This is a genomic window from Ruegeria sp. BC5 (assembly GCF_056539205.1).
On record NZ_JBQFUN010000001.1, the window covers coordinates 1,342,289 to 1,366,231 of the forward strand.

At 57.3% G+C, this 23,943-nt stretch carries 23 protein-coding genes and 3 tRNA genes; 15 read left to right on the forward strand and 11 right to left on the reverse strand.

Translation table 11 applies throughout. The features are described from left to right. Positions 1-329: 329 nt before the first annotated feature. Positions 330-2,726 carry an ATP-dependent helicase gene (locus ACR0LY_RS06715; RefSeq protein WP_170348026.1) on the reverse strand — a complete coding sequence of 799 codons (2,397 nt, stop codon included), beginning with the start codon at positions 2,724-2,726 and terminating at the stop codon, positions 330-332. A 189-nt stretch (positions 2,727-2,915) separates the two neighbouring features. On the opposite strand from ACR0LY_RS06715, the gene ACR0LY_RS06720 reads away from it, so the two are divergent. The 4 genes from ACR0LY_RS06720 to ACR0LY_RS06735 all read left to right on the forward strand — a co-directional run bounded on the left by ACR0LY_RS06720 (position 2,916) and on the right by ACR0LY_RS06735 (position 9,921). Further along, on the forward strand, positions 2,916-4,703 hold the full coding sequence (locus ACR0LY_RS06720; protein ID WP_170348025.1) for a sensor domain-containing diguanylate cyclase: 1,788 nt from the start codon (positions 2,916-2,918) through the stop codon (positions 4,701-4,703). 39 nt (positions 4,704-4,742) lie between these two features. Further along, positions 4,743-5,879: an alpha-hydroxy acid oxidase gene (locus tag ACR0LY_RS06725; RefSeq protein ID WP_170348024.1), complete on the forward strand. Its 1,137-nt coding sequence runs from the start codon at positions 4,743-4,745 to the stop codon at positions 5,877-5,879. A gap of 146 nt (positions 5,880-6,025) precedes the next feature. Then, the gene (locus ACR0LY_RS06730; RefSeq protein WP_170348023.1) at positions 6,026-9,463 is read left to right on the forward strand and encodes a pyruvate carboxylase; all 3,438 of its coding nucleotides are present in this window, start codon (positions 6,026-6,028) and stop codon (positions 9,461-9,463) included. A 74-nt stretch (positions 9,464-9,537) separates the two neighbouring features. Continuing rightward, positions 9,538-9,921, forward strand: coding sequence for an MAPEG family protein (locus ACR0LY_RS06735; protein WP_170348022.1), 384 nt, complete (start codon positions 9,538-9,540; stop codon positions 9,919-9,921). Between the two features lie 16 nt (positions 9,922-9,937). Here the strand turns inward: ACR0LY_RS06735 and ACR0LY_RS06740 are convergent, their stop codons facing one another. Continuing rightward, a complete protein-coding gene (locus ACR0LY_RS06740) occupies positions 9,938-10,090 on the reverse strand; it encodes a hypothetical protein (RefSeq protein ID WP_170348021.1) in 153 nt (50 codons plus the stop codon). A 148-nt stretch (positions 10,091-10,238) separates the two neighbouring features. Between ACR0LY_RS06740 and ACR0LY_RS06745 the strand changes: the two genes are divergently transcribed. The 3 genes from ACR0LY_RS06745 (at position 10,239) to ACR0LY_RS06755 (ending at position 11,374) form a co-directional block, all read left to right on the forward strand. Then, positions 10,239-10,313, forward strand: a tRNA-Gly gene (locus ACR0LY_RS06745). Between the two features lie 34 nt (positions 10,314-10,347). Beyond that, a tRNA-Gly gene (locus ACR0LY_RS06750) sits at positions 10,348-10,422 on the forward strand. Positions 10,423-10,507: 85 nt separating this feature from the next. Beyond that, entirely contained in the window at positions 10,508-11,374 is an 867-nt protein-coding gene (locus ACR0LY_RS06755; RefSeq protein ID WP_170348020.1) for a GNAT family N-acetyltransferase, read from the forward strand. On the opposite strand, the gene ACR0LY_RS06760 is transcribed toward ACR0LY_RS06755, so the two are convergent. Then, entirely contained in the window at positions 11,371-11,610 is a 240-nt protein-coding gene (locus ACR0LY_RS06760; RefSeq protein ID WP_170348019.1) for an Lrp/AsnC family transcriptional regulator, read from the reverse strand. The two genes, ACR0LY_RS06755 and ACR0LY_RS06760, sit on opposite strands and share 4 nt — an antisense overlap. 154 nt (positions 11,611-11,764) lie before the next feature. Here ACR0LY_RS06760 and hisB point away from each other — a divergent pair, with 154 nt between their 5' ends. Further along, positions 11,765-12,352, forward strand: a complete 588-nt coding sequence (hisB, locus tag ACR0LY_RS06765) for an imidazoleglycerol-phosphate dehydratase HisB (RefSeq protein ID WP_170348018.1) — start codon at positions 11,765-11,767, stop codon at positions 12,350-12,352. Continuing rightward, positions 12,353-12,991: an imidazole glycerol phosphate synthase subunit HisH gene (gene hisH, locus ACR0LY_RS06770; RefSeq protein WP_170348017.1), complete on the forward strand. Its 639-nt coding sequence runs from the start codon at positions 12,353-12,355 to the stop codon at positions 12,989-12,991. 4 nt (positions 12,992-12,995) lie between these two features. On the opposite strand, the gene ACR0LY_RS06775 is transcribed toward hisH, so the two are convergent. Beyond that, positions 12,996-13,397: a DUF2147 domain-containing protein gene (locus ACR0LY_RS06775; RefSeq protein ID WP_170348016.1), complete on the reverse strand. Its 402-nt coding sequence runs from the start codon at positions 13,395-13,397 to the stop codon at positions 12,996-12,998. Between the two features lie 134 nt (positions 13,398-13,531). Here ACR0LY_RS06775 and hisA point away from each other — a divergent pair, with 134 nt between their 5' ends. Continuing rightward, on the forward strand, positions 13,532-14,254 hold the full coding sequence (hisA, locus tag ACR0LY_RS06780) for a 1-(5-phosphoribosyl)-5-[(5-phosphoribosylamino)methylideneamino]imidazole-4-carboxamide isomerase (protein ID WP_170348015.1): 723 nt from the start codon (positions 13,532-13,534) through the stop codon (positions 14,252-14,254). 49 nt (positions 14,255-14,303) lie between these two features. On the opposite strand, the gene ACR0LY_RS06785 is transcribed toward hisA, so the two are convergent. Beyond that, positions 14,304-14,750 carry a DUF302 domain-containing protein gene (locus tag ACR0LY_RS06785; RefSeq protein WP_254438692.1) on the reverse strand — a complete coding sequence of 149 codons (447 nt, stop codon included), beginning with the start codon at positions 14,748-14,750 and terminating at the stop codon, positions 14,304-14,306. Positions 14,751-15,166: 416 nt separating this feature from the next. Between ACR0LY_RS06785 and ACR0LY_RS06790 the strand changes: the two genes are divergently transcribed. From ACR0LY_RS06790 to ACR0LY_RS06805, 4 genes are all read left to right on the forward strand, one after another. Then, positions 15,167-17,209, forward strand: a complete 2,043-nt coding sequence (locus tag ACR0LY_RS06790) for a fused MFS/spermidine synthase (RefSeq protein WP_254440164.1) — start codon at positions 15,167-15,169, stop codon at positions 17,207-17,209. A 99-nt stretch (positions 17,210-17,308) separates the two neighbouring features. Beyond that, positions 17,309-18,070 (forward strand): imidazole glycerol phosphate synthase subunit HisF, encoded by a 762-nt coding sequence (gene hisF, locus ACR0LY_RS06795; RefSeq protein WP_170348013.1) that lies wholly within the window; start codon positions 17,309-17,311, stop codon positions 18,068-18,070. Beyond that, positions 18,067-18,384 carry a phosphoribosyl-ATP diphosphatase gene (locus ACR0LY_RS06800; protein ID WP_170348012.1) on the forward strand — a complete coding sequence of 106 codons (318 nt, stop codon included), beginning with the start codon at positions 18,067-18,069 and terminating at the stop codon, positions 18,382-18,384. Before hisF ends, ACR0LY_RS06800 begins: the two co-directional genes overlap by 4 nt. Before the next feature lie 73 nt (positions 18,385-18,457). Further along, the gene (locus ACR0LY_RS06805) at positions 18,458-19,024 is read left to right on the forward strand and encodes a hypothetical protein (protein ID WP_170348011.1); all 567 of its coding nucleotides are present in this window, start codon (positions 18,458-18,460) and stop codon (positions 19,022-19,024) included. Here the strand turns inward: ACR0LY_RS06805 and ACR0LY_RS06810 are convergent. From ACR0LY_RS06810 to rlmB, 4 genes are all read right to left on the reverse strand, one after another. After that, complete coding sequence (locus tag ACR0LY_RS06810) at positions 19,021-19,491, reverse strand: CoA-binding protein (RefSeq protein ID WP_170348010.1); 471 nt, start codon at positions 19,489-19,491, stop codon at positions 19,021-19,023. The two genes, ACR0LY_RS06805 and ACR0LY_RS06810, sit on opposite strands and share 4 nt — an antisense overlap. A 198-nt stretch (positions 19,492-19,689) precedes the next feature. Beyond that, complete coding sequence (locus ACR0LY_RS06815) at positions 19,690-20,142, reverse strand: YHS domain-containing (seleno)protein (protein ID WP_170348009.1); 453 nt, start codon at positions 20,140-20,142, stop codon at positions 19,690-19,692. 106 nt (positions 20,143-20,248) lie between these two features. Beyond that, positions 20,249-20,563: a hypothetical protein gene (locus tag ACR0LY_RS06820; protein ID WP_174821525.1), complete on the reverse strand. Its 315-nt coding sequence runs from the start codon at positions 20,561-20,563 to the stop codon at positions 20,249-20,251. Further along, positions 20,544-21,317 (reverse strand): 23S rRNA (guanosine(2251)-2'-O)-methyltransferase RlmB, encoded by a 774-nt coding sequence (gene rlmB / locus ACR0LY_RS06825; protein ID WP_170348008.1) that lies wholly within the window; start codon positions 21,315-21,317, stop codon positions 20,544-20,546. Before rlmB ends, ACR0LY_RS06820 begins: the two co-directional genes overlap by 20 nt. 116 nt (positions 21,318-21,433) lie before the next feature. On the opposite strand from rlmB, the gene ACR0LY_RS06830 reads away from it, so the two are divergent. Further along, positions 21,434-21,517 (forward strand) — tRNA-Tyr (locus ACR0LY_RS06830). A 34-nt stretch (positions 21,518-21,551) separates the two neighbouring features. On the opposite strand, the gene ACR0LY_RS06835 is transcribed toward ACR0LY_RS06830, so the two are convergent. Together ACR0LY_RS06835 and ACR0LY_RS06840 are read right to left on the reverse strand one after the other, a co-directional pair. After that, positions 21,552-22,670, reverse strand: coding sequence for an alanine racemase (locus ACR0LY_RS06835; RefSeq protein WP_170348007.1), 1,119 nt, complete (start codon positions 22,668-22,670; stop codon positions 21,552-21,554). Then, positions 22,667-23,914: a D-arabinono-1,4-lactone oxidase gene (locus tag ACR0LY_RS06840; RefSeq protein ID WP_170348006.1), complete on the reverse strand. Its 1,248-nt coding sequence runs from the start codon at positions 23,912-23,914 to the stop codon at positions 22,667-22,669. The genes ACR0LY_RS06835 and ACR0LY_RS06840 overlap by 4 nt, the downstream gene beginning before the upstream one ends. Between the last annotated feature and the right edge of the window lie 29 nt (positions 23,915-23,943).

Sequence of the window (23,943 nt, forward strand, 5' to 3'; positions counted from 1 at the left end):
GACGTCGCCGCGACTTACACATACCGGGATCAAACCCGGATTCGGATACATCGGGGCTCTTCTCCTCCCTGCCTTGATGTTGAAAGCGCGCGGCGACACCTCTCCTCCTCCCTGGTGTCGCCGCGACTTACACATACCGGGATCAAACCCGGGTTCGGATACATCGGGGCTCTTCTCCTCCCTGCCCTGATGTTGAAATGAACGGCGGTTCCCCTCCTCCTCCCTGGGAACCGCCGTTTTTCTTTTTTCACAAATGAAACAAGGCGCCGCAGCAATGGCCGGGCGCCCCAAAAAAACCGAGCATATGCCGTCAGGCACATTCCTATTGATTAAAAGGGTATGTCGTCCTTGGCCGACAGGAACCGCGAGACCACCTTTTTGGTGCCCGCCTTTTCGAAATCCACCTCGACCTTGTCGCCTTCGATGCCGATCACCGCGCCATAGCCGAATTTTTGGTGAAACACGCGCTCGCCTAGGGTGAAGCTTGCGACCGCGGTTGCATCGATCACCGTGTTGCGGGTTTCGCGTGGCTGAGACATCCCATACTGCCCCTGCCGCGCTTGCATCCGCTTCCAACCGGGCGAGTTATAAACATTTGCCTCAGCCGCGCGGGTTTCAATTCCCGCCGCAGGCTGACCGCCGCCATAAAGCCCCGGAGGCGTCAGCACCTCAACATGATCCTCGGGCAGTTCGTCGATAAACCGCGACGGCATCGAATTTTGCCACTGGCCGAACACGCGTCGATTGGCGGCGAAGGATATCGTACAAACTTCTTCCGCGCGGGTGATGCCCACATAGGCCAGCCGTCGTTCTTCCTCGAGACCCTTAAGGCCGGATTCGTCCATCGACCTTTGCGACGGGAACAACCCGTCTTCCCACCCGGGCAGGAACACGGCGGGAAACTCCAGCCCCTTGGCCGCGTGTAGGGTCATGATCGAAACCTTGGCCCCGTCACCCTCCTGCTCGTTATCCATAACTAGGCTGACATGTTCCAGAAACCCTTGCAGGTTCTCGAAGTTGTCCAACTGGTTCACCAACTCCTTGAGGTTTTCCAGTCGTCCCGGCGCCTCGGGCGTTTTTTCGTTTTGCCAATGCGCGGTATAGCCGGATTCATCCAGAACGATTTGCGCCAGTTCGATATGTGAAACCTCTGGCTCGCCGAACCGCATGGGCGCAGTGCCGTCATCAATCACCGAATCGTCGTCGACCTCGATCCGAGGCCCACGCGTCATCGCATTCCACCGTGCCAGGCCGTCGATCAACTCGCGCAGCGCCTTGCCGCCCTTGCCCTTGATCAACCCGTTATCGACCGCGATCCGCGCGCCATCGACCAGTGACACGCCATGCTCGCGCGCTGTCATCTGGATCGTCTGCTGCGCCTTATCTCCAAGGCCGCGTTTCGGAGTGTTCACAATCCGCTCAAACGCCAGATCATCGCCGGGGCTGACCACCAGCCGGAAATAAGCCATGGCATCGCGGATCTCCATCCGCTCATAGAAACGCGGGCCGCCAATAACCTTGTAGGGTAAACCGATGGTCAGGAACCGGTCTTCAAACGCGCGCATCTGATGCGAAGCACGGACCAGAATGGCAATCTCATCCAAATTGAAGGGCCGCGCACCCCGAGTTCCACCTTGCATCGCGTCGATCTCTTCGCCGATCCAACGGGCCTCCTCCTCGCCATCCCAGTGGCCGATCAGACGAACTTTTTCGCCCTCTTGCGCGTCGGTCCAGAGTTCCTTGCCCAGACGGTTTTCGTTTCCGCGGATGACATTCGACGCAGCGGCCAGAATATGCGGGGTCGAGCGATAGTTCTGTTCTAACCGTACCACGTAAGCGCCGGGAAAGTCTTTTTCGAACCGCAGGATGTTGCCTACTTCGGCCCCGCGCCAGCCATAGATCGACTGGTCATCATCGCCTACGCAGCAAATGTTCTTATGCGCCCCGGCCAGCAGGCGCAGCCATAAATATTGGGCCACGTTGGTATCCTGATACTCGTCCACCAGAATATAGCGGAACCAGCGTTGATATTGCTCCAACACATCCTGATGCGCTTGGAAGATCGTGACCATGTGCAACAGCAGGTCGCCGAAATCCACCGCGTTCAGCTCGCGCAAGCGAACTTGATACTGAGCGTAAAGCTCAATGCCCTTATTGTTATAGGCCCCGGCATCCGCTGCGGGCACCTTGTCTGGCGTCAGCGCGCGGTTTTTCCAGTCGTCGATGATTCCAGCCAGCATTCGTGCGGGCCAGCGCTTGTCGTCGATATTGGCGGCCTGAATCAACTGCTTCAGCAAGCGCAACTGATCGTCTGTGTCCAGAATGGTAAAATTAGATTTCAGACCGGCAAGCTCAGCATGACGGCGTAGCAGCTTGACGCAGATTGAATGGAAGGTGCCAAGCCACGGCATCCCTTCGGCCGGTTGGCCCAGCAAGCGGCCCACCCGGTCTTTCATTTCACGTGCGGCCTTGTTGGTGAAGGTCACCGACAGAATCTCATTCGGTCGCGCCCGCGCCGTGCTAAGCAAGTGGGCAATACGCGCTGTCAGGGCCTTGGTTTTACCCGTCCCCGCCCCGGCCAGCATCAGAACCGGACCGTCCAACCGCTCAACCGCGTCACGTTGCGCCGGGTTCAACTCATCCAGATAAGGTGCGGGCCGCGCTGCCATAGCGCGTGCCGAAAGCGATGCGCCCTCAAAGGCGTCCATTTCGTCGAAACTGCTCATGCCTCCAAACTACGCTGGTTCCGCGACAAGGGAAAGGGTTTGTTCACGGCTTGTTCACCTAAAAAGCAACAAATCCTTAGCTACAACTCTGAGCAATTCGAGCTTTTTTGTCTGCTCCTATGCCGGTCTCGTTAACTCTCTCTCAAACTCTGGCCTCAATGCTGATGTCAGATTGCGGGAGGGCGGGATATGAAACTCACGGCTCGGGGACGGCTTGCCCATCGGGTAAAATGGGCGGGGATCACCGTTTTGTTGATAGCGCTGGCGGCGGTTGCAGGTTGGGGAGTCTATTCTCTTCCGGCACCGGTTGTGGACCGAATGCTGAAAACTGACATATTGAAACAGTCCGAACTGTGGAAACGCCGCGTTGTTCTGCATCTAAAAGATCCCGAAACGGCGCTGCAAACCGGCAAGATCGACCCGCATGATGCCGAATTTCTTTCTTCGATGCCCGAAGCGTCGGATGTGTATCGGTTCAAAATGTTCGACACGGCCGGGCGCGTTGTCTGGTCAACACGTCCCGAGGAAATCGGATCCTACGAAACGCGTGCCTTTTTCCGCAGTGATGTTGCACGCGGAATGACGCATTATATTCAGGAAGCGCTCCCGCTGTCTGAGATCGACGGACTCGACCTGCATTCCGAAAGCACGCGTACCGCCGTGCAACATCAGGTGGCTGAGGTGTTCGTTCCGATCACAAAAAACGGACGCTTCATCGGCGCGATTGAGTTTTTCACCGATTTCACCGATCTGCGCACAACATTTATTACCCGACTGAGGGTTTCACTTTCGATCCTTTGCGGCATTGCGCTGTTCGCTTTGGCCAGCGTCTCATTGGTGACATATCGCACCAACCGTCTGCAGTTACGCGCGCTGCAACGGCAATCAGCCAAAGAACGCAACCTGATGGATGAACAACTTAGGTTGGCGCGTGAGGTACGCCTGTTGGGCGAATTGAATGAATGGCTACAGTCGAGCCGATCTCTGGATGAACTGTTCGACATGGTTTCAAGGTTTATGACCCACATCCTGCCTGAGGCAGAGGGCAGCGTGTATGTCTACTCCAACTCGCGCGATGTTCTGGATGGCTGCGCAAGCTGGAACGGGGGCACTCACAAGGCGCATATCCACCCTGAAGGATGCTGGGGTCTGCGTCGCGGTCGCACATACCAATACGGCGCGTCTGAGATTGATTTTGTCTGCGAACATGCCGAACCCCATGATGGCCGCCCCTATTTCTGTTTTCCCATTCTGGCGCATGGCGAAACAGTTGGCCTGCTCCATCTGCGGGCGCATGAAGGCAGCCAAAAAGTGTTTCATTCCAATAGAAAACTGGCCCAACTGTGTGCAGAACAAATCAGCATGGCGATTGCAAACGTGCGGATGCGGGACCAATTGCATGACCAATCGGTCCGTGATCCGCTGACCGGCTTGTTCAATCGTCGGCATATGACCGACACGTTGCGCAAATCCATTAGCCGCAGCCAACAGACAGGCGCACCGCTGAGCCTGATAGCTGTGGATGTGGATCACTTCAAGAAATTCAACGACACCTATGGTCATGATGCGGGCGACATGGTGCTGCGCTCGGTGGGCTCGGCCTTGGAACAGGGCTGTGACCGGGACGAGGTTGCCTGCCGCATCGGAGGTGAGGAATTCATGCTGATCCTGCCCGACAACACCCCCGAAGACGCCATGACCCGGGCCGAACAATTGCGGCAGGCGGTCGAGGCTGTCTCGGTCCGCTATGGTGAGAAATCACTGCCGCGCATCACGATTTCCGTTGGCGTTGCCCATTATCCTGCGCACGGTTCTATGCCGCAGGATTTGATGCGTGCATCAGATGACGCCCTGTATGTGGCCAAAGACAAGGGTCGAAATCAGGTGCAGGTCGCCAATGGCGCTGATCCGGCACAGGGTAATAAAAGCAAGCCCGAGCAACCGACCAAATCGACAACTCAGGCATCAGCGGCCTGAAAACCTTGCAGAATCACTGTGTAGGTCGGATCAATTCGTATGGACCTGTACAGCTCATTCCCCAGCATTGGCGATCTGAAACGCCACGCACGGCGCAAGGTTCCGCATTTCGTCTGGGAATATCTGGATAGCGGTACAGGGTCCGAGGTCACGCTGCACAAAAACAGGGCCGCACTGGATGATGTGGAGTTTTTACCCTCAATCCTGCACGGTCCTATCGAATGTGACACCAGAACACAGTTTTTGGGCCAAGACTTTCCCTTGCCCTTCGGTATTGCGCCGATTGGAATGTCGGGGCTGATCTGGCCGGATGCTGAGAAACTGCTGGCCCTCGCCGGTGCCAAGGCAGGGTTGCCGTATACTTTGTCGACCGTCGCCAGCCAAAGCCCCGAGGATCTGGCTCCTCATCTTGGTCAAAACGCCTGGTTTCAACTTTACCCTCCAAAGGACCCGGACATTCGCGCGGACATGTTAGGTCGCATCAAAGCCGCCGGGTTTTCAACGCTTGTGCTGACAGTTGACGTCCCGGTTGCATCGCGGCGCGAACGGCAGGTGCGATCTGGCCTGACCCATCCACCCAGACTGACGCCACGTTTGCTGGCGCAGATCGCCCAACGCCCGACTTGGGCCTTGGGCATGGCGCGACATGGTATGCCGCGAATGAGGACGCTCGACAAATACATCGATGGCAATAGCGCGCTGTCCCCCACGGCGCATATCGGATACCTGCTGCGCACATCGCCAGATATGGACTATGTCAAATGGTTGCGCGATGCATGGGATGGGCCGTTCGTTGTGAAAGGCGTGATGCGCGCCGAAGACGCGGCTCGCCTGAAACAAGCCGGTGTTGATGCGCTCTGGGTCTCGAATCACGGTGGGCGGCAGTTCGATGGCGCCCCGGCTAGCATTCGCGCGCTTCCCGCCATACGGGCGGCCACAGACTTGCCGCTAATCTTTGACAGTGGCGTTGAAGGCGGGCTTGATGTTCTGCGAGCTTTGGCGCTTGGGGCGGATTTCGTCATGCTGGGGCGGGGTTTTCTTTATGGGTTGGCTGCCCTTGGGTCACGCGGCCCGGCCCATGTCATCGACATTCTGCGACAGGACATGCTGGCGAATATGGGCCAGATGGGTTTGGCAAAGTTGGATCAACTTACGCTACGTCAATACAGCAATTGATGCTGCAGCGCAGAATTGCTAGTAAGTTTGCGCCACCAAGCGGCGTTTGCGAGCGTTAACATGCCGGTTCTACCCAGAACGACTGATATACGAGCGCGTATTGTCCGCCTATGAATACGGCCAAACCACCAAGACCGGGACCTGATATGACCAACTTCAACAAGATCCTGATCGCCAATCGCGGCGAGATAGCCATTCGCGTGATGCGCGCAGCAAACGAGATGGGCAAACGCACCGTCGCTGTCTTCGCCGAAGAAGATAAGCTGGGCCTGCACCGGTTCAAGGCGGATGAGGCCTATCGCATCGGCGAGGGGATGGGACCAGTTGCTGCCTATCTGAGCATCGACGAAATCATCCGCGTGGCCAAGGAATGCGGCGCGGACGCGATCCACCCGGGCTATGGCCTGCTGTCCGAGAACCCCGATTTCGTGGATGCCTGCGTTCAGAATGGCATCACCTTCATCGGCCCCAAAGCTGAAACCATGCGCGCGCTTGGTGACAAGGCCAGCGCACGACGTGTGGCTATCGCGGCGGGCGTACCCGTCATCCCGGCGACCGAGGTTCTGGGCGATGACATGGACGCGATCCGCAAGGAAGCTGCCGAGATCGGTTATCCGCTGATGCTCAAGGCGTCTTGGGGCGGCGGCGGTCGCGGGATGCGCCCGATCGAATCCGAGGACGAGCTGGAAGAAAAAGTACTGGAAGGCCGCCGCGAGGCCGAGGCTGCGTTCGGCAACGGCGAGGGGTATCTGGAAAAGATGATCACCCGCGCCCGCCATGTCGAGGTGCAAATTCTCGGCGACAAACATGGCGAGATCTATCACCTCTATGAACGCGACTGTTCGGTCCAGCGCCGGAACCAGAAGGTCGTGGAACGGGCCCCTGCCCCGTATCTGTCCGAAGAACAGCGCGCGGAAATCTGCGAACTGGGCCGTAAAATCTGCGCCCATGTGAACTATGAATGCGCTGGCACTGTCGAATTCCTGATGGATATGGAAACCGGCAAGTTCTACTTCATCGAAGTGAATCCGCGCGTGCAGGTCGAACACACCGTCACCGAAGAAGTCACCGGCATCGACATCGTGCAGGCGCAGATCCTGATCGCCGAGGGCAAAACCCTGGCCGAGGCCACAGGTGCCGCCAGCCAGGTTGATGTGCATCTGAACGGTCACGCGCTGCAGACCCGGATCACCACCGAAGACCCGCAGAACAACTTCATCCCCGATTACGGCCGCATCACCGCCTATCGCTCGGCCACTGGTATGGGCATCCGTCTGGATGGCGGCACGGCTTATGCGGGTGGCGTGATTACGCGGTATTATGACTCGTTGCTGACCAAGGTAACCGCAAAGGCCCCAACGCCCGACGCGGCGATTGCCCGGATGGACCGGGCCCTGCGCGAGTTCCGTATTCGCGGCGTCAGCACCAATATCGACTTTGTCATCAACCTGCTGAAACACCCGACCTTCCTGTCGAATGAATACACCACCAAATTCATCGACACGACGCCGGACCTGTTCACCTTCAAGCGTCGTCGCGACCGCGGCACCAAGGTTCTGACCTATATCGCGGATATCACCGTGAACGGGCATCCCGAGACCGCAGATCGTCCCGCCCCGCGCGCTGATCTAAAAGAAGCCAAAGCACCCGCGCCCAAAGCCGAGCCGCAAATGGGCACCCGCAATCTGCTGGAGCAAAAGGGCCCGCAGGCTGTAGCCGACTGGATGAAGGCGCAGCGTCAGCTGCTGATCACCGACACCACTATGCGTGATGGCCACCAGTCTCTGCTGGCCACCCGGATGCGGTCAATCGACATGATCAAGGTGGCACCGACCTATGCGGCCAACCTGCCACAACTGTTCAGCGTCGAATGCTGGGGCGGCGCAACTTTCGATGTGGCCTATCGCTTCTTGCAGGAATGCCCGTGGCAGCGCCTGCGTGACCTGCGCGAAACGATGCCGAACCTGATGACCCAAATGCTGCTGCGCGGGGCGAACGGGGTTGGCTACACCAACTATCCCGACAACGTGGTACAGGAATTCGTACGTCAGGCGTCCAAGAATATCGACGTGTTCCGCGTGTTCGACTCGCTAAACTGGGTCGAGAACATGCGCGTTGCGATGGATGCAGTGGTCGAGAATGGCAAAATCTGCGAAGGCACCGTTTGCTATACCGGTGACATTCTGGACCCGGATCGCTCCAAGTACGACCTGAAATACTATGTCGGCATGGCGAAAGAGTTGCGCGATGCAGGGGCACACGTTCTGGGCCTGAAGGACATGGCAGGTTTGCTGAAACCGGCCTCGGCCAAGATTCTGATCCGGGCGCTGAAAGAAGAGGTCGGGCTACCGATCCACTTCCACACGCACGACACCGCCGGCATCGCCAGCGCCACCATTCTGGCCGCATCCGAGGCCGGCGTGGACGCGGTGGATTGCGCGATGGACAGCTTCAGCGGCAACACCTCGCAGGCAACGCTGGGCACTGTGGTCGAAGCGCTGCGCCATACCGAGCGCGACACCGGGCTGGATATCAAGGCAATCCGGGAGATCAGCGATTACTTCGAGGCAGTGCGCGGCCAGTACGCGGCTTTTGAGTCCAGCCTTCAAGCCCCCGCGTCTGAGGTGTATCTGCACGAAATGCCAGGTGGTCAGTTCACCAATCTCAAGGCACAGGCGCGCAGCCTCGGCCTTGAAGAGCGTTGGCACGAAGTGGCGCAGATGTATGCGGACGTGAACCAGATGTTCGGTGATATCGTGAAAGTAACACCGTCATCCAAGGTCGTCGGTGACATGGCGCTGATGATGGTCAGTCAGAACATGACACGTGACGATGTGGAAAGCCCAGATTCTGACGTGGCCTTCCCCGACTCGGTCGTCGACATGATGCGTGGCAATCTGGGTCAGCCTCCTGGAGGGTTCCCGGACACCATCATCAAGAAGGTGCTAAAAGACGAGGCCCCGAACACCGACCGCCCGGGCAAGGACGTGCCGGCGGTTGATCTGGAAGCCACCCGCGCCGAGCTATCCAAGCAATTGGAAGGCAAAGAGGTCGATGACGAGGATCTGAACGGCTACCTGATGTATCCCAAGGTCTTCCTGGACTACATGGGCCGTCACCGCGTCTATGGTCCAGTCCGCACCCTACCCACGCGCACGTTCTTCTATGGCATGGAGCCAGGCGAAGAGATCACCGCCGAGATCGACCCGGGCAAGACACTGGAAATCCGCTGTCAGGCCATTGGTGAGACCGACGAAAAAGGCGAAGTCAAAGTCTTCTTCGAACTCAACGGCCAGCCCCGCGTGATCCGGGTGCCGAACCGCATGGTCACCTCGACCACGCAGGCGCGGCCCAAGGCCGAGGCGGGCAACCACGACCATGTCGGCGCACCGATGCCAGGTGTTGTGGCCACTGTCGCCGTCACAGCTGGTCAGCAGGTCAAGGAAGGCGACATGCTGCTGACCATCGAAGCGATGAAAATGGAAACCGGCATCCACGCCGAACGCGACGCGACGGTCAAGGCCGTTCACGTGCAGCCCGGAGGCCAGATTGACGCTAAGGACCTGCTGGTCGAACTGGAATAACCGGTTTAGCTTTCTAAATTAACAAGGGCCGCGCGGGGAACCGGGCGGCCTTTTTTACGCCGAGGAGGATCAAGATGCTGTCCGTCACCCCAATCTACGCCGCACTGCTGGCGATTTTGTACGTCGTCTTAAGCGCCAAGGTTATCAGCCAACGTCGCAGCGACAAGATTTCCTACGGGGACGGTGGCAATCAGGACATGCTCAAAGTGATGCGGACGCATTCCAACTTTGTCGAATACACACCCTTTGCCCTTCTGTTGATCGCGATGGTCGAGCTGCAAGGCGCGGGTGGGCTGCTGCTGAATCTGCTGGGGCTGGCCCTGCTGACTGGACGGGTGATGCATGCCTATGGCTTCGGTCGCAGCCCGCAGATCGTGATTCTGCGCCAGATCGGGATGCTGCTAACCTTCACGGCCATTCTGGTGGCCGCAATTGCAAATCTCGTGCTGGCGCTCTGATCCGGCTGGCGGGGGCTTATCCCGCCAATATCTGCGTCTCAATCAGTGGTGCTTTCATTAGGACCGGCTCAACCTCGACCAGTTTGCCATCATCTTCCGCACAGAACACGGCCGTCAACACGATCAGTGCAGCCAGCAGTGCCATTTTCATATCTGCAACCCGTATCATTTCCTCTCCTCGAACCCTCTTGTTTTATAATGCTCTGTGGTTTGAACGTGCGGCGGCGGGGTTTCCGTCGAAAGATTTTTCCGCCTTTTTGTCTTTTTCTGCTTGCAGGCCCGCGTGGGAATTTATACATCCCTCCTCACTCAACGGCGCGGGCGTAGCTCAGGGGTAGAGCATAACCTTGCCAAGGTTAGGGTCGGGCGTTCGAATCGCCTCGCCCGCTCCATTGAGAGGTCTTCGGACCAACATATGTATCTGATGCGGGCGTAGCTCAGGGGTAGAGCATAACCTTGCCAAGGTTAGGGTCGGGCGTTCGAATCGCCTCGCCCGCTCCAGATACAAACCCATTCAAACACACTGGTTTCTTCGTAAGCGTTGCGCCATTCTGGCCGTGATTTCAATCATGCACGGAATTCGCCAATGTCGGACTATGTCATTCGCCCCCTTACTGCCGCCGAAGTCGAACACGCCGTGGATTGGGCCGGTCGCGAAGGGTGGAATCCGGGCAAACATGATGCCGAGTGCTTTCGCACGACAGACCCGGATGGGTTTCTGGGTGGGTTTCTGAATGGCGAGATGATCGCGTCGGTATCAGCGGTAAATTACGACGAAACCTTCGCATTCCTGGGGTTCTATATCGTCAAACCCGAGTTTCGCCACCATGGCCACGGGCTTGAGATCGCTCAGCATGCGTTGGCCCATTGTACCGGGCGCAATATGGGGCTGGATGGCGTGGTCGAGCAACAGGACAATTACCGCAAGTCCGGCTTTACCTTTGCCTATAACAACTATCGTTTTGCCGGCACGAAAAGTCGGATGTTGGCTAAGCTGGGAACCAGACAGAACGATCAAATCACCGATCTGACCCAAGCATCCGACGCCTTGAAAGACTATGATCGCGAACTGTTTCCCGCGCCACGCGACTTGTTTCTGGGCGACTGGCTGAGTGCCTATAGCCACGTATCGAAAGTCTTTACCGAGAACGGCAGAATCAGAGGGTACGCAACACTTCGCCCCTGCCTCACTGGGTATAAGGTTGGCCCCCTGTTTGCGGATAACTCCGACATCGCAAGGGCTTTGCTGGCCGCAATTCTGACTGCAATCCCTGAGGATCACAATGAGCATGAGGTCTTCGTGGACATGCCTCAACCCAACCCATCAGCGTTCGCGCTGGCCGATGAACTTGGGTTGGACAAGGTGTTCGAAACAGCCCGGATGTATTCAGACTACGAACCAGACATCGATCTGAGCCGCATCTTTGGCGTCACGACCTTTGAGCTTGGTTAAAACGCCTTGAACGTCATCGTGGTCAGCGACCGTTCGATGTTGGGAATCACCAGCAGGTTTTCATTGATGAAATGGCCTACATCTTCGGTCTCGGGGATGTAAAGCTTCAGCAGCAGGTCAAACTCACCGCTGGTCGAATACAGCTCAGAATGGATTTCGCGCAGGGCGATTTGCTCGGCCACCTTGTAGGTAGAGCCGGGTTTGCAGCGAATCTGGATGAAAACGCAAGTGGACATGGGCCGTGCCTTGTTGGTTCAGTTTCCTGCAGGCTGGCATGGGCCGCGACCGGGCGCAATCCCCTGCAACAGTTTGCGGTGAATGCCACGCTTGGTCTGGATAAGGCGGGCCATCCCCGTCTATAAGCGCGCCTGTAGCAAAAGGAATTCGCCCATGCGCAGCGCAAAGATCAGCCGTCAAACCGCCGAGACCGAAATATCGGTCGAGGTCAATCTGGACGGCACCGGCACCTATGACAACCAGACCGGCGTCGGTTTCTTCGATCATATGCTGGACCAGCTGGCGCGCCATTCGCTGATCGACATGACGATCCGCGCCAAGGGTGATTATCACATCGACGACCACCACACGGTCGAGGATACCGGCATCGCGCTGGGTCAGGCGTTGACCCAGGCCCTAGGCGACAAGAAAGGTATCCGCCGCTATGGCGAATGCCACCTGCCCATGGATGACGCCCAGGTGCGGTGTGCGCTGGATCTGTCGGGCCGTCCGTTCCTGATCTGGAACGTGGACCTGCCGACGCCCAAGATCGGCGCGTTCGACACCGAACTGGTACGCGAGTTCTTTCAGGCGCTCAGCACCCATGGCGGCATCACGTTGCACATCGACCAGTTACACGGCTTCAACAGCCACCACATTGCCGAGGCCGCGTTCAAAGCCGTCGCCCGCGCCCTGCGTCTGGCGGTTGAGACTGACCCGCGCAAGGCCGATGCGATTCCGTCGACAAAGGGCGCGCTGTAAATGCTCACGGCCATTATCGACTACGAAAGCGGCAACCTGCACTCGGCCGAAAAGGCGTTTCAGCGCATGGCGCGCGAAATGGATGCCGGTCAGGTCGTAGTGACCTCGGACGCGGATGTTGTGGCGCGGGCCGACCGTCTGGTTCTGCCCGGTGACGGCGCCTTTCCAGCCTGCGCGTCTGAACTGCGCGGCCACAAGGGCATCTATGACGCGATGGTCGAGGCGGTGGAACAAAAAGGCCGCCCGTTTCTTGGCATCTGCGTCGGGATGCAGCTGATGGCCTCAAAAGGTCATGAATACACCGAGACCGACGGCCTGGATTGGGTGGCCGGTGATGTGCTGCGGATCGAACCCTCGGACGATGCGCTGAAGGTGCCCCATATGGGTTGGAACGATCTGGTGCTGGAAAGCGATCACCCAGTGTTCAGTGGCGTCAAAACAGGTGATCATGTCTATTTCGTCCACTCCTACCATTTTCGGGTAACAGACCCGGCAGAGCGGTTGGCTTTTGTGGACTATGGCCAAGAGGTCACGGCCGTGATTGGCCGCGACACAATGGTTGGCATGCAGTTCCACCCCGAGAAAAGCCAGGACGTGGGCCTACGCATGATCGGAAACTTCCTGACCTGGACGCCCTGAACGGTTACTGAACCCGCGTCCAGGTCTGCCCACGGCAGACCAGACCACCAGCAACACAGCCTTTGACAGTCAGTTCATTCTGACTGTCCAGTGTCATTTTCGAGTTGTAGGTCTTGTCGCGGTCCGGTGCCCAGATTTTTCCGCTGTCGTACTGACCATCCCCCTCGGGCACCATATCCCAGATGATCTGTTTGCCCAAGTTTTCGTATTCCAACTGCTGGTTGCCATCACCGTCGAAGGCGCTGTCAATTGTGCCGCAAATCGCACTGCCACATTCCGCAATGGTTACATGCAGATAGCCGCCCGTATCCCCCGGCTGGGTCTTCCACAGCCCATCAACCGGGTCAGCCGCAAAAGCGGTGGTCGCCATGGTGGCAAAACCTGCTGTAAGTAGAAATTTCTTCATAATGCTCTCCCTGTGTTGCGATCACTCTGGCCCGGTGACCGGCTTCGGGCAAGAATGACTTTGCGTCGCGTTGCATCCCCTGCCCTGACTGTGCGATATCCCGCGCGACTGACCAAGATATAGGGCCGCCCGACATGATCCTCTACCCCGCCATCGACCTCAAAGACGGCCAGGCCGTGCGCCTGCTGCGCGGTGAAATGGACAAGGCCACCGTGTTCAACGACGATCCGGCGGCGCAAGCCCGCGCCTTTGTCGAGGCCGGGTGCGAGTGGCTGCATCTTGTCGATCTGAACGGCGCTTTTGCGGGTGAGCCGATCAATGCCGCGCCGGTCGAGGCCATTCTGAAAGCCTGCAACGTGCCCGCGCAGTTGGGTGGCGGCATTCGCGACATGACCACAATCGAAACCTGGATCGAAAAAGGCCTCGCTCGCGTAATTCTGGGTACGGTTGCAGTGGAAAACCCCGATCTGGTGCGTGAAGCAGCAAAGGCATTCCCCGGCAAGGTCGCTGTGGGCATTGACGCGCGGAGCGGTATGGTCGCCACCAAGGGCTGGGCCGAAGAGACCGACGTTCAGGTCACCGATCTGGCCCGCAGTTTCGAGGATGCAGGCGTCGCAGCCATCATCTACACAGACATCAACCGCGATGGCGCGATGCAGGGCCCGAATATTGAAGCAACCGCCGATCTGGCCCGCGCCGTCTCAATCCCGGTCATTGCCTCGGGAGGTGTCAGTTCGCTGGATGATCTCATCGCCCTGCGCGATTGCGGCGTCGAATTGAACGGGGCGATTTCTGGTCGGGCGCTCTATGACGGAGCCCTCGATCTGAAAGAGGCCCTGGCCACCCTGAGCAACTAGAGCGGGCCCAAATGCGCCAGCAAGAAGTGCAGCTGGCGCATTCCTGATGTTATTGAGCCGCGACCGAAGTCAGTTTGGCCAACGCACCGCGCATCTTTTCGATGACCGGAGATTTCTCGACGTCGTCAAGCTCATCCATGGTCTCTTTCGGGTCTTCATAAGCCAGCCAAACCTGACCGTTTTCATCCTCATAGGCTTGAACTTTCAGTGGCAGGAACAATCCCGCCCGCGGATCGATCTGCATCGCGGGCGTTCCCAGCGCCGGATTGCCGAAGATCAACACCTGATTGGCTGGGATACTCAGCCCGACCCTTTCCGCACCAGCCGCGTGATCGACGCGCGCAAATACGGTCGCGCCTGCATTGCCAACGGCGGCTTCAAGTGCATCCATAACCTCGGGCACGGATTTAGCTGTGTTTACCTTGATGATATCGTCTGCCATCGCTGCGACGGTCCCCCCAAATACAAAAGCGGCTGTCAAAAAAAGTTTACGCATCTCTTTGATCTCCTGATGAATTTGGGCGCAGTGTTCACAGTTTTGAACCGGGTGGCAATCACATCTCCGGCATCGGCGAGGCTTTGCCGGTTGCGAATTAAATGGGTTTCAATGGGCCCGCCGCGACCGATGACAAATCGTGAACAATTCCACGTTTCCGGTAAGAGTTTGCACATATCAGCCGCAAAATAGTCTTATTCCGTCGCTAGGGCTGAACCGCAATCTAATGCCGGAGTTTCACTGTGTCCGTTTCAAACGTATCTCAACCGACTGAAAATTGGCGCTATTATGCTCCGGTCATCAGTTTTTGCGCGACAATTTTTGTCAGCGCCAGCCTTCTGTTTTTTGTTCAACCACTTTTCGCAAAACTCGTCTTGCCCAAAATCGGCGGTGCACCGGCGGTTTGGACAACAGCTATGCTGTTTTTCCAACTTATGTTGATCATGGGATATCTGTACGCCCATATCCTGACCCGGTGGTTTAGCCTGCGTTGGCAACTTGTTACACATCTGGCCCTTTGGCTGATCGCCCTCAGCTTTTTGCCCTTGGCCACGCAAGAAGGCTGGAGATTCGATTCTTCGCAATCTATTGCCCTTCAAACGCTGATTCTGTTTGCGGCAGGGGTCGGCGTTCCATTTGCAGTGCTGTCCGCAAATGCCCCGCTTCTTCAGGCATGGTATTCGCGCTCTGGCGGTCCATCGGCCAACGATCCATATTTTCTGTACGCAGCCAGCAATGTTGGATCGCTGCTGGCCCTGTTGGCGTTCCCACTGATGGCCGATCCTTTCTTTGGTGCGCAAGAAATCAGCCTGTTCTGGTCCGTCGGATTTGTCGTGTTTGGTATTCTTATGGCCGTCAGTGGTGTGTTTGCCCTTCGTGGTGGAACCGAACCTGTCGCCGTACATGAACCGCAAACGACAGGCAGCGCCCTGAGCGTCAAGACAATTTCCACTTGGGTGTTCATTGCATTCATTCCGTCATCCCTGATGCTGGCCACAACAACCAAGCTCAGCATCGATCTTGGTGCCATCCCGCTAATCTGGGTTCTGCCACTGGCGACATATATCCTGACCTTCATTCTCGCTTTTACCAAATGGCGTCGAGTCACCCTGGATAGTCTGAAAGTTCCGGTTTTGATCGCGCTGGCAATCGCCGTGGTCCTGCTGTCCAAGGTTGCACCGACGCACAAGGCCTTGGCGTTGATGATGCTGTATGTTCCGATCCTCTTTCTGGTCGCCCTGTTTGCGCATAGGCTTCTGTATGAACTTCGGCCACCAGCCGAGCATCTGACCGTCTTCTATCTGGCGCTTTCGGTTGGAGGGGCTTGTGGAGGCCTGTTCAACTCGATCATTGCGCCGGTCTTCTTTGACCGCGAGATCGAATTCGCCCTGACACTCATTGCGACCGGTGGACTGTTTCTGCTGCACGCAGGTACTTTCAGTATCCGTCACGTTGCCATTGGAATCATTGCGTCGATTCCGCTGTTGTTCGTGACAGGCGCACTGCGCTTCAGCCTCGTGTTCGACTCTCGCACACTTGGTATCTTGGTGGCGTCCTCACTTGTTGCCGCAGTGCTACTGGCCTTTAGAAATGCCCCGACCCGATTGGCGACAGTTCTGCTGATCGTTTTGGCACCGAACCTGATCTCGAAGACTCAGGTCTATTTCCGCGATCGCAGCTTTTTCGGAACCCACGCCGTCTATGATTTTAAAGAGTTCCGGGTCTACAAGAACGGAACCACCGTACACGGCTGGCAAAGGCAAACACCGCCTAGTACGCGGCCGGTTGGGTCTTCGTATTATCATCCGAACGGGCCAATGGCCGAAATCCTGACATCGGAATACGGCCAGAACTTGGACAATATCGCAATTGTCGGCCTTGGGACCGGTGCGTTGGCTTGCTATGGGCAACCGCATCAGACGTGGGATTTCTTTGAGATCGACCAAACCGTTGATCGCATTGCACGCGACCCTGAACTGTTCACCTATATGTCCACATGTGCGCCGGACACGACCACCCATCTGGGCGACGCCCGGATCGTTCTGGAATATCAAAAGTTCGACTTTGATATCATGGTGCTGGACGCCTACAGTTCCGACGCGATACCGCTCCACCTGATCACGCAGGAGGCAATCGAGGTCTATCTGAACCATCTGGATCAGGATGGCACGTTGGTCTTCCATATCTCGAACCAGTATTACGATCTTTCACCGCAACTGGCGCGAGCCGCAGCAGCGCTGAACCTGCACGCGGCACTTCAAATGGACGATGCCACCGAGGAAGAAGAAAAAACCGGCGCGTCTGACACGCATGTCGTCATCCTGAGCCGAGACAAAAATCGCATCGAATCGTTCATCGATACCGGCAAGTGGGAGCCTTTGGTCACCGACGGTCAGGTTCCGTGGACGGATGACAAGGCGAACCTTCTGTCGGCCCTCAAGATACTGCACACAAACTGATTGCAAATAACGCAACCTGTGCCCCGCCACAGTCAGGCTGTTCAGCACTGGCATCGGCGGGGCTTTGTAGGTAGAGGTGCGGCAACAAAGGATGCCGACATGCTGAAAACCCGCATCATTCCCTGTCTGGATGTCGCTGATGGCCGTGTGGTCAAGGGCGTGAATTTCGTTGGTCTGCGTGATGCCGGTGACCCGGTTGAATCGGCCAAGGCCTACGACGCCGCCGGCGCAGATGAGATCTGCTTTCTGGACATCCACGCCACCCATGAAAACCGCGGTACAATGTTTGACGTGGTACAACGCACCGCCGAGCAGTGCTTTGTGCCCCTCACCGTGGGTGGCGGCGTGCGTACTAAAGATGACGTGCGCGCTCTGTTGCTGGCTGGTGCGGACAAGGTCAGTTTCAACTCGGCCGCCGTGGCAAACCCCGATGTGATTGCGGAATCGGCTGATCAGTTCGGCAGCCAGTGCATTGTCTGTGCCATCGACGCGAAGACCGTCAGCCCCGGCAAGTGGGAGATTTTCACCCACGGCGGCCGCAAACCCACCGGCATTGACGCGGTGGAATTCGCCAAAACCGTCGTCGCCAAAGGTGCTGGGGAAATCCTGCTGACGTCAATGGACCGCGACGGCACCAAAGCCGGGTTCAATCTGCCCCTGACCCGCGCGATTTCCGACGCAGTGTATGTACCAGTGATCGCTTCGGGCGGGGTTGGCAACCTTGACCACCTGGTCGAAGGCGTCACTGAGGGCGGGGCAAGCGCGGTTCTTGCCGCCTCGATCTTTCATTTCGGCGAATACACCATCCGCGAAGCCAAGGAACACATGACCGCCGCAGGTATCCCGATGAGGCTGACATGAGTATTCTACACGATCTGGCCGCCACAATTGAGGCCCGCAAAAACGCTGATCCTGACTCCAGTTGGACCGCCAAGCTACTGGCAAAAGGGCCCGAGAAATGCGCCGAAAAATTCGGCGAAGAGGCCGTCGAAGCCATTATCGAGGCCGTCAAGGACAACAAGGCCGCGCTTACGGCAGAGGCGGCGGATGTGCTCTATCATCTGCTTGTCATGCTGGCTGCGCGGGATGTGGCACTGGATGATGTGCTGGCGGAATTGGAACGTCGTCAGGGCACCAGCGGCATTGCCGAAAAATCCGCGCGCCCCAAGGGGTAATCGGCAGGGTTTCGTCATACCGCTCAACCCTTTATCATCGTGTTTCATGCTTTGCAGATCGAAGGGCACGCAGATGATCAAAGCTTTGGCCTTGGTGCTGGCCCTTCTGACGTTGGGGGCATGCGCGTCCCCTCCCCCTTCGACCGGAGATGAAGTTCAACGGCTGGCCAGCGAAATACGCAGCCTCGGCCCCGATATCGACCCGGAAGAGGCTGACCGCGCCGCGCGTATTGCCTATTCCTATACGGCGCAATTGGTGCAGGAATACGAAATCACCGACCCTCCGTTGATCCACAACGCCAAGGTCAACAAGGGTCTGCGCCCGCGCGGGCTGTGCTGGCATTGGGCCGAAGATATCGAGCGCCGCCTGAAGCAGGAAAACTTCCAGACGCTTGACCTGCACCGCGCCATCGCCAACGCCGACAACCCGTTCAGAATCGATCACAGCACGGCTATCATCAGCCGCAGAGGGGAAACGATGTATGACGGTGTGGTGTTGGATCCGTGGCGCTATGGCGGAGTGCTGTTTTGGTCGCCGCTGATCGAAGACACAAAATACGAATGGGTGCCACGCGACGTCGTTTTGGAGAAGCGCCGCGTGGAACAATACGGCGATCTCTTGCCCTATACCGGCGGCTAGATTTTGGACGAGATGACACCAGTGGTAAATCCGCCCATGCGCAACTCACCAAACAGGCGCTGATATTCGATCTTGGGGCAACGGTTCATCACCACATCCACCCCGCGCGCCTGTGCCTTGGCGGCAGCATCAGCGTTTTCGACACCGATCTGCATCCAAATGGTGCGCAGGTTCGGGAATGCGTCCAATGCCTCATCCACAATCGGCGGCACGGATTCGGAGCGGCGGAAGATATCGACCATATCTACGGGTTCAGAAATCTCGGACAACGACGCCCTGACGGTCTGACCAAACAGCTCTTTGCCTGCGTGGCCCGGGTTGACCGGAATGACCGTAAAGCCCTTCAAGGAAAGATATCGTGCCACATAATAACTGGGGCGTACTGAGTTCATTGACACACCCACAACAGCGACAACTTTGGTGCGCTGAAGAATCTCTTTCAGGTGCTTATCGGAATAGTCGGCCATCTGCGCACCCTATGCCGTCCTTAACAAAGAAAAAAGCGCCCAGGTTGAACCTGAGCGCCAGTTGTTGGAACGAGGGACAGTGAAATGACCCGCGGCAGTTCCGTTCCGCGGTCACTGTGACATTTAGGCATAAATTGAGAGAAAAAAAGAGGGGATGCGCATTTTTGTGATGACAGATCACGAAAAGCGAAAACCCGCCTATTGCTCGTAAAGAATTACAGGCCAATGCGCCTCGGCCATACGGATATATTCCGTCCTGGCTTCACGCCACATCGCTTCGATTTCGGGTGAGTGGGTCAGATACAGCCGACCGTCCACGACCTGCCATGCCTTGGGATCGGTGCTAACAAGCGATCCATGCGCCATGGCATAGGCGCAATATCCACCGAATTGAGGGGCAAAGGCACGTGGATCACGTTCAAACGCGTCACGGTTCTCAGCGGTTGCAAAGTGCCATTGGGCCCCTTTCCAGACGACGGCGTATTTCGGCTGACCATGAACCGGAGCATCGCCATTGAAATACGACACCACGTCATACCCGGACATCGCGGTGCCATCGGTCACGTAGAAGACAGGTATCTCCTGCGCTGTTGCGGCAGGAGTGATCAAAGCGGCGACAATCGCGCCCAGAAGAAAACGTCGGGTCAACATCACAGAAATCGGAACAAGGTCATCAGGGTCTCAAGATGCAAGTTTTATGACCAAGTGACACCCCACTTAACGGGCTTGTGATCACCTGTGTCGCCCAGGCGCCACATCAATCAAAGATGTCTTCGATGACATCCCATGCCTCATCCAACACGTGTGAGAAGACACTCTTTTTCTTTTTCTGCTTCTTTTTCTTGTGGCTTGCAGTCGGCTTTGCCGCACCACGCCTTGATTGGCTTTCGGACAATTTACGCTTGGGCATCATCTTGAGGTTATGCAATGGCGCCCCGCAGCTGGAACAGCTCAGCTCATGACGGTCCTGACCTTTCAGAACCAGCGCAGCGCGGGTCCCGCAATAACAACAGGTGGCGATTTTGGACGGGCTGGGAATGGCACTCTCCTGTCTATCTGTGCCTTGAGGCATATAGGGCAATTGCGGCAGCATTTGAGACGTTAAGTGACCCAAACCCGCCCGCTGCGTCGATTTTCACCAGTTGATCAACTGTTTCTTTGGTTTTTTGCCGCAAGCCCGGCCCCTCGGCCCCCAATACCAACGCAACCGGCTGATCAAGTTTGCCGCCCAACGCTGTCTCGATGGTTTCTTCGGCCTCACCATCCAGACCAAGAACCAGAAATCCCATGTTCTGAAGCTCGACGATGGCGTCGGCCAGATTGCGAACCCGCAAATACGGCTGACGTTCCAACGCGCCGCTAGCGGTTTTGGCCAGCGCCCCGGTTTCCGGCGCCGAATGGTGCCGCGTGCCGATCACCGCACTGGCCCCCAAAACCTCGGCTGAGCGCAGAATCGCCCCGACGTTATGCGGGTCGGTCACCCGGTCCAGCAGAATCACGCGAGGAAGCTCGCGCCCGATGCAATTCTCGGCCAGCCCTCCCCAATCCAGCGGTTTAACCTCAAGCGCTGCGCCTTGATGGACAGACCCCGGATCAATCGGCGCGGTGAATTTGCGCGGATCGACCATTTCGGCCTCAATCTCTGCAAAATCAATGGCCTCTGTCAGCTTGTCCTGCGCATTTCGCGTCACGATCAAACGCAGTTTTTGCCGCTTCGGATTCATCAACGCATCGCGTACAGCGTGAAGGCCAAACAGCCAGACAGTTTCGGACGCAGCCGCTTTACGGGCTTGTTCTTTCTCAACGACCCACTTGGGTTTCTTCATTTCTTGGGCCTCCGAGCCGGGAAGTCGGTTTCCTGCGTCAAAGCGGTATTTTCCTGTTGACGCTCCTTTAAGGCGCTAGTAATCACGCCTCCACGTCAGGTGCAACGCCTGACAGTGGGCGACAGGCCGCAAGGTGTGGCAGGGGACTGTAACTCCCTCGCGGAGACGCACGCCTGGTTCGATTCCAGGGTCGCCCACCATCTTCTTCTGATGGTGACAAAGTGCAAGGGGCCGTTAATTCGGCAGGCATTCCCATTCGTCTACCACCTGACCACCCCTAACCGCCAATACGATCCCGAACTGGTTCAGCACAGCTTCGCTCTGGCTTGGGTGTAGCAGGGCGATGTCGCCGGGTTTGACGGGCGCATCTGGTGGGCCTGTCCAGACCTCCTGATTGGTTGAACGTCCGAAAATGGAGGAATAGCCAAAGCCGTTGGGAAATACCGGTTTAGCGCGGAAATACCCCCCGAAAATCGCAAGATCGGTTTTGCGCCGGGCCAGAAAATCCAATCCCGGCAGCGAATTACCGGGCATGGTTTTCAAAACCGGAGTCGCGATGAACGCTGCGGGTTGAAATCCCTGTGTCGTTTTGTGGTCGAAATCTGTGGGTTTCACGAGGACCGACCCAAAAGCGATCTCGGTGGTCTTACCTGTTGTGCGGTAGGACTGAAAAGTCAGACTGCCACCCGTGTTGAGGCACAGCCCTTTGGCCTCATTCGGCAGGTTGGAAACGGCGTGATCGAACGCATCCGCGCTGGCCCGAATGGCACGTTTGCGCAAGAAATGCGGCAGTTTGGCCAGATGCGCCTCGTACCCCATAACACCGGACAACCGCGCATTAGGGTTTGTCTCAATTTCTTGCGCAATGCGCGCAACTTGATCTGGTTGAAAGCCACCGCGATGCAGGCCGATATCAACCTCAAGCGACAGGCGCAGGGCTAGCTGACGATCCGCTGCAAGGGCCAGATAGGATTGCAACCGTTCCGACGAGTCGATCAGCCATTGAACCCGCGCAGCAGCGTCTGGACATTCGCTCAGAACCCGCGCAGCTGACCGGACCGGCAACGGTTTGCCGATCAAATGGTCGGCTTTCGGCTCGGCCTTCAAAAGCGCCAGCAGCATGGGCTCGGAAAACGTCATCAGGCCCGAGGTCTGAATCAGGCCCCGAACATGATCCAGCAGCGGCAAACAAGGCAGGGATTTGGCGACCAATCGACGGTCCAACCCATCATCCGACCTGTCCACCGCCAAGGCACAATTTGCATCGAGCCTGTCCAGATCAACCACCGCGACCGGCTTGTCCACGCCATACGCACGCAGCGTTTCAGAGAGGGATTGCAGATAGTTCGTCATGGTCGAAACAGCCTGGCAAGCGCGGGCATGAGAAACTTGCCCGACGGGTCCAATTGTTCCCGCAGCGCGCAAAAACGGTCGAAATCAGGATACATGGTGGATAGTTCTGTGAAGCCCAAGCTGTGCATTTTGCCCCAATGCGGTCTTCCTCCAGCTTCGACAAATAGTGACTCAATGGCGTCAAAGTATCGCTGGTGATCCTCGTCCGCATCGGTGTGGATTGCGATTGAAATGCGCGGCCCGCCCTGAAATGGGGATAGGCAGGCCGAGTCGCCCGCAGTTTGGCGGACTTCAATTGGAAAATAGATATCCTTGTGGTCGCGATGCAGCCGGGTAATGACCTCTTGCAGAACATCTTGGGCGACGTCAGGCGGCAGGTGGTATTCCATTTCCTTGAACCGAATATGCCTGTCACTGCACAGTACCCGCCAGCTTTCGCCCACATAATCTTCGTCCGATTGCGCCATGGTCAGTAGTCGCAACAGCAAATTGCGTAGCCCACTGCTGAGCCGACCAACATTGCGCGCCAGCTTCAGCACTTTGACGGCAATCATGTCCAGATCACGTGGTGCCCTGCTTTCGGCTGCGTCTGAAATTTCATGGCGCAGCTCGACGGCCTTACCGGTGAAAGGGATATAGAAGAACTCGAAATTTCGGTTCTGTGCCCAGTTCTGGTGCATGTTGGCGATGCAGTCCTGCAGATCAGCCAATCGTACCCTTCGGCGCAGGTTGTATTTCGGCACGACCGAGATTTGGGCCTCGGTCAAAATGCCCAACATGCCCAAAGTGACTTGCGCCATCTCAAGCGGAAGGTCGTCGGTTGTCAGAATATCCCCACCCGCGCTGACCAGTTTTGCGGCGGTGATTTCCGCTGCCAGACAGGGCAGCGAGCGTCCGGTGCCGTGTGTGGCGGTTGATACTGCACCGGCCAAAGACTGTGTGTTGATGTCACCGAGATTGCGAAAAGCCATCCCCTGCCCCGCCAAGGCCGGAGACAAGTCGCGCAGCCGGGCATTTGCGTTCACCCAAACCTTGTCTTCCCCGACTTCTCCGACCACTGGCAAGTCGATATCCGACAAGTCCAGTATCCGATCCCCACCGGCAACAATGGGTGTGAACGAATGACCGGCCCCAACGACCCGCAGCGTGCCTGACTGCGCCACGGCTTGCTGCAACTCGGAAATCGAGGTTGGGCGTTTGATCGGCGTCTGCGTACGCTGGTTTCCGGCCCAGTTGGTCCACATGTGCAATCTCCTCCGAAATCGAAGATTGC

Bases quoted from the DNA above. Each gene is read 5' to 3' on its own strand.
- ACR0LY_RS06790 (WP_254440164.1), top strand. From the start codon at position 15,167: ATGCTGTTTTTCCAACTTATGTTGATCATGGGATATCTGTACGCCCAT.
- ACR0LY_RS06760 (WP_170348019.1), bottom strand. From the start codon at position 11,610: ATGTCCACTTGCGTTTTCATCCAGATTCGCTGCAAACCCGGCTCTACC.
- ACR0LY_RS06730 (WP_170348023.1), top strand. From the start codon at position 6,026: ATGACCAACTTCAACAAGATCCTGATCGCCAATCGCGGCGAGATAGCC.
- hisB (WP_170348018.1), top strand. From the start codon at position 11,765: ATGCGCAGCGCAAAGATCAGCCGTCAAACCGCCGAGACCGAAATATCG.
- ACR0LY_RS06725 (WP_170348024.1), top strand. From the start codon at position 4,743: ATGGACCTGTACAGCTCATTCCCCAGCATTGGCGATCTGAAACGCCAC.
- ACR0LY_RS06735 (WP_170348022.1), top strand. From the start codon at position 9,538: ATGCTGTCCGTCACCCCAATCTACGCCGCACTGCTGGCGATTTTGTAC.
- ACR0LY_RS06720 (WP_170348025.1), top strand. From the start codon at position 2,916: ATGAAACTCACGGCTCGGGGACGGCTTGCCCATCGGGTAAAATGGGCG.
- ACR0LY_RS06800 (WP_170348012.1), top strand. From the start codon at position 18,067: ATGAGTATTCTACACGATCTGGCCGCCACAATTGAGGCCCGCAAAAAC.
- ACR0LY_RS06805 (WP_170348011.1), top strand. From the start codon at position 18,458: ATGATCAAAGCTTTGGCCTTGGTGCTGGCCCTTCTGACGTTGGGGGCA.
- hisA (WP_170348015.1), top strand. From the start codon at position 13,532: ATGATCCTCTACCCCGCCATCGACCTCAAAGACGGCCAGGCCGTGCGC.
- ACR0LY_RS06815 (WP_170348009.1), bottom strand. From the start codon at position 20,142: ATGTTGACCCGACGTTTTCTTCTGGGCGCGATTGTCGCCGCTTTGATC.
- ACR0LY_RS06810 (WP_170348010.1), bottom strand. From the start codon at position 19,491: ATGGCCGACTATTCCGATAAGCACCTGAAAGAGATTCTTCAGCGCACC.
- hisF (WP_170348013.1), top strand. From the start codon at position 17,309: ATGCTGAAAACCCGCATCATTCCCTGTCTGGATGTCGCTGATGGCCGT.
- ACR0LY_RS06740 (WP_170348021.1), bottom strand. From the start codon at position 10,090: ATGATACGGGTTGCAGATATGAAAATGGCACTGCTGGCTGCACTGATC.
- ACR0LY_RS06820 (WP_174821525.1), bottom strand. From the start codon at position 20,563: ATGCCTCAAGGCACAGATAGACAGGAGAGTGCCATTCCCAGCCCGTCC.
- ACR0LY_RS06715 (WP_170348026.1), bottom strand. From the start codon at position 2,726: ATGAGCAGTTTCGACGAAATGGACGCCTTTGAGGGCGCATCGCTTTCG.
- ACR0LY_RS06785 (WP_254438692.1), bottom strand. From the start codon at position 14,750: ATGCGTAAACTTTTTTTGACAGCCGCTTTTGTATTTGGGGGGACCGTC.
- hisH (WP_170348017.1), top strand. From the start codon at position 12,353: ATGCTCACGGCCATTATCGACTACGAAAGCGGCAACCTGCACTCGGCC.
- ACR0LY_RS06755 (WP_170348020.1), top strand. From the start codon at position 10,508: ATGTCGGACTATGTCATTCGCCCCCTTACTGCCGCCGAAGTCGAACAC.
- ACR0LY_RS06835 (WP_170348007.1), bottom strand. From the start codon at position 22,670: ATGACGAACTATCTGCAATCCCTCTCTGAAACGCTGCGTGCGTATGGC.
- ACR0LY_RS06775 (WP_170348016.1), bottom strand. From the start codon at position 13,397: ATGAAGAAATTTCTACTTACAGCAGGTTTTGCCACCATGGCGACCACC.
- ACR0LY_RS06840 (WP_170348006.1), bottom strand. From the start codon at position 23,914: ATGTGGACCAACTGGGCCGGAAACCAGCGTACGCAGACGCCGATCAAA.
- rlmB (WP_170348008.1), bottom strand. From the start codon at position 21,317: ATGAAGAAACCCAAGTGGGTCGTTGAGAAAGAACAAGCCCGTAAAGCG.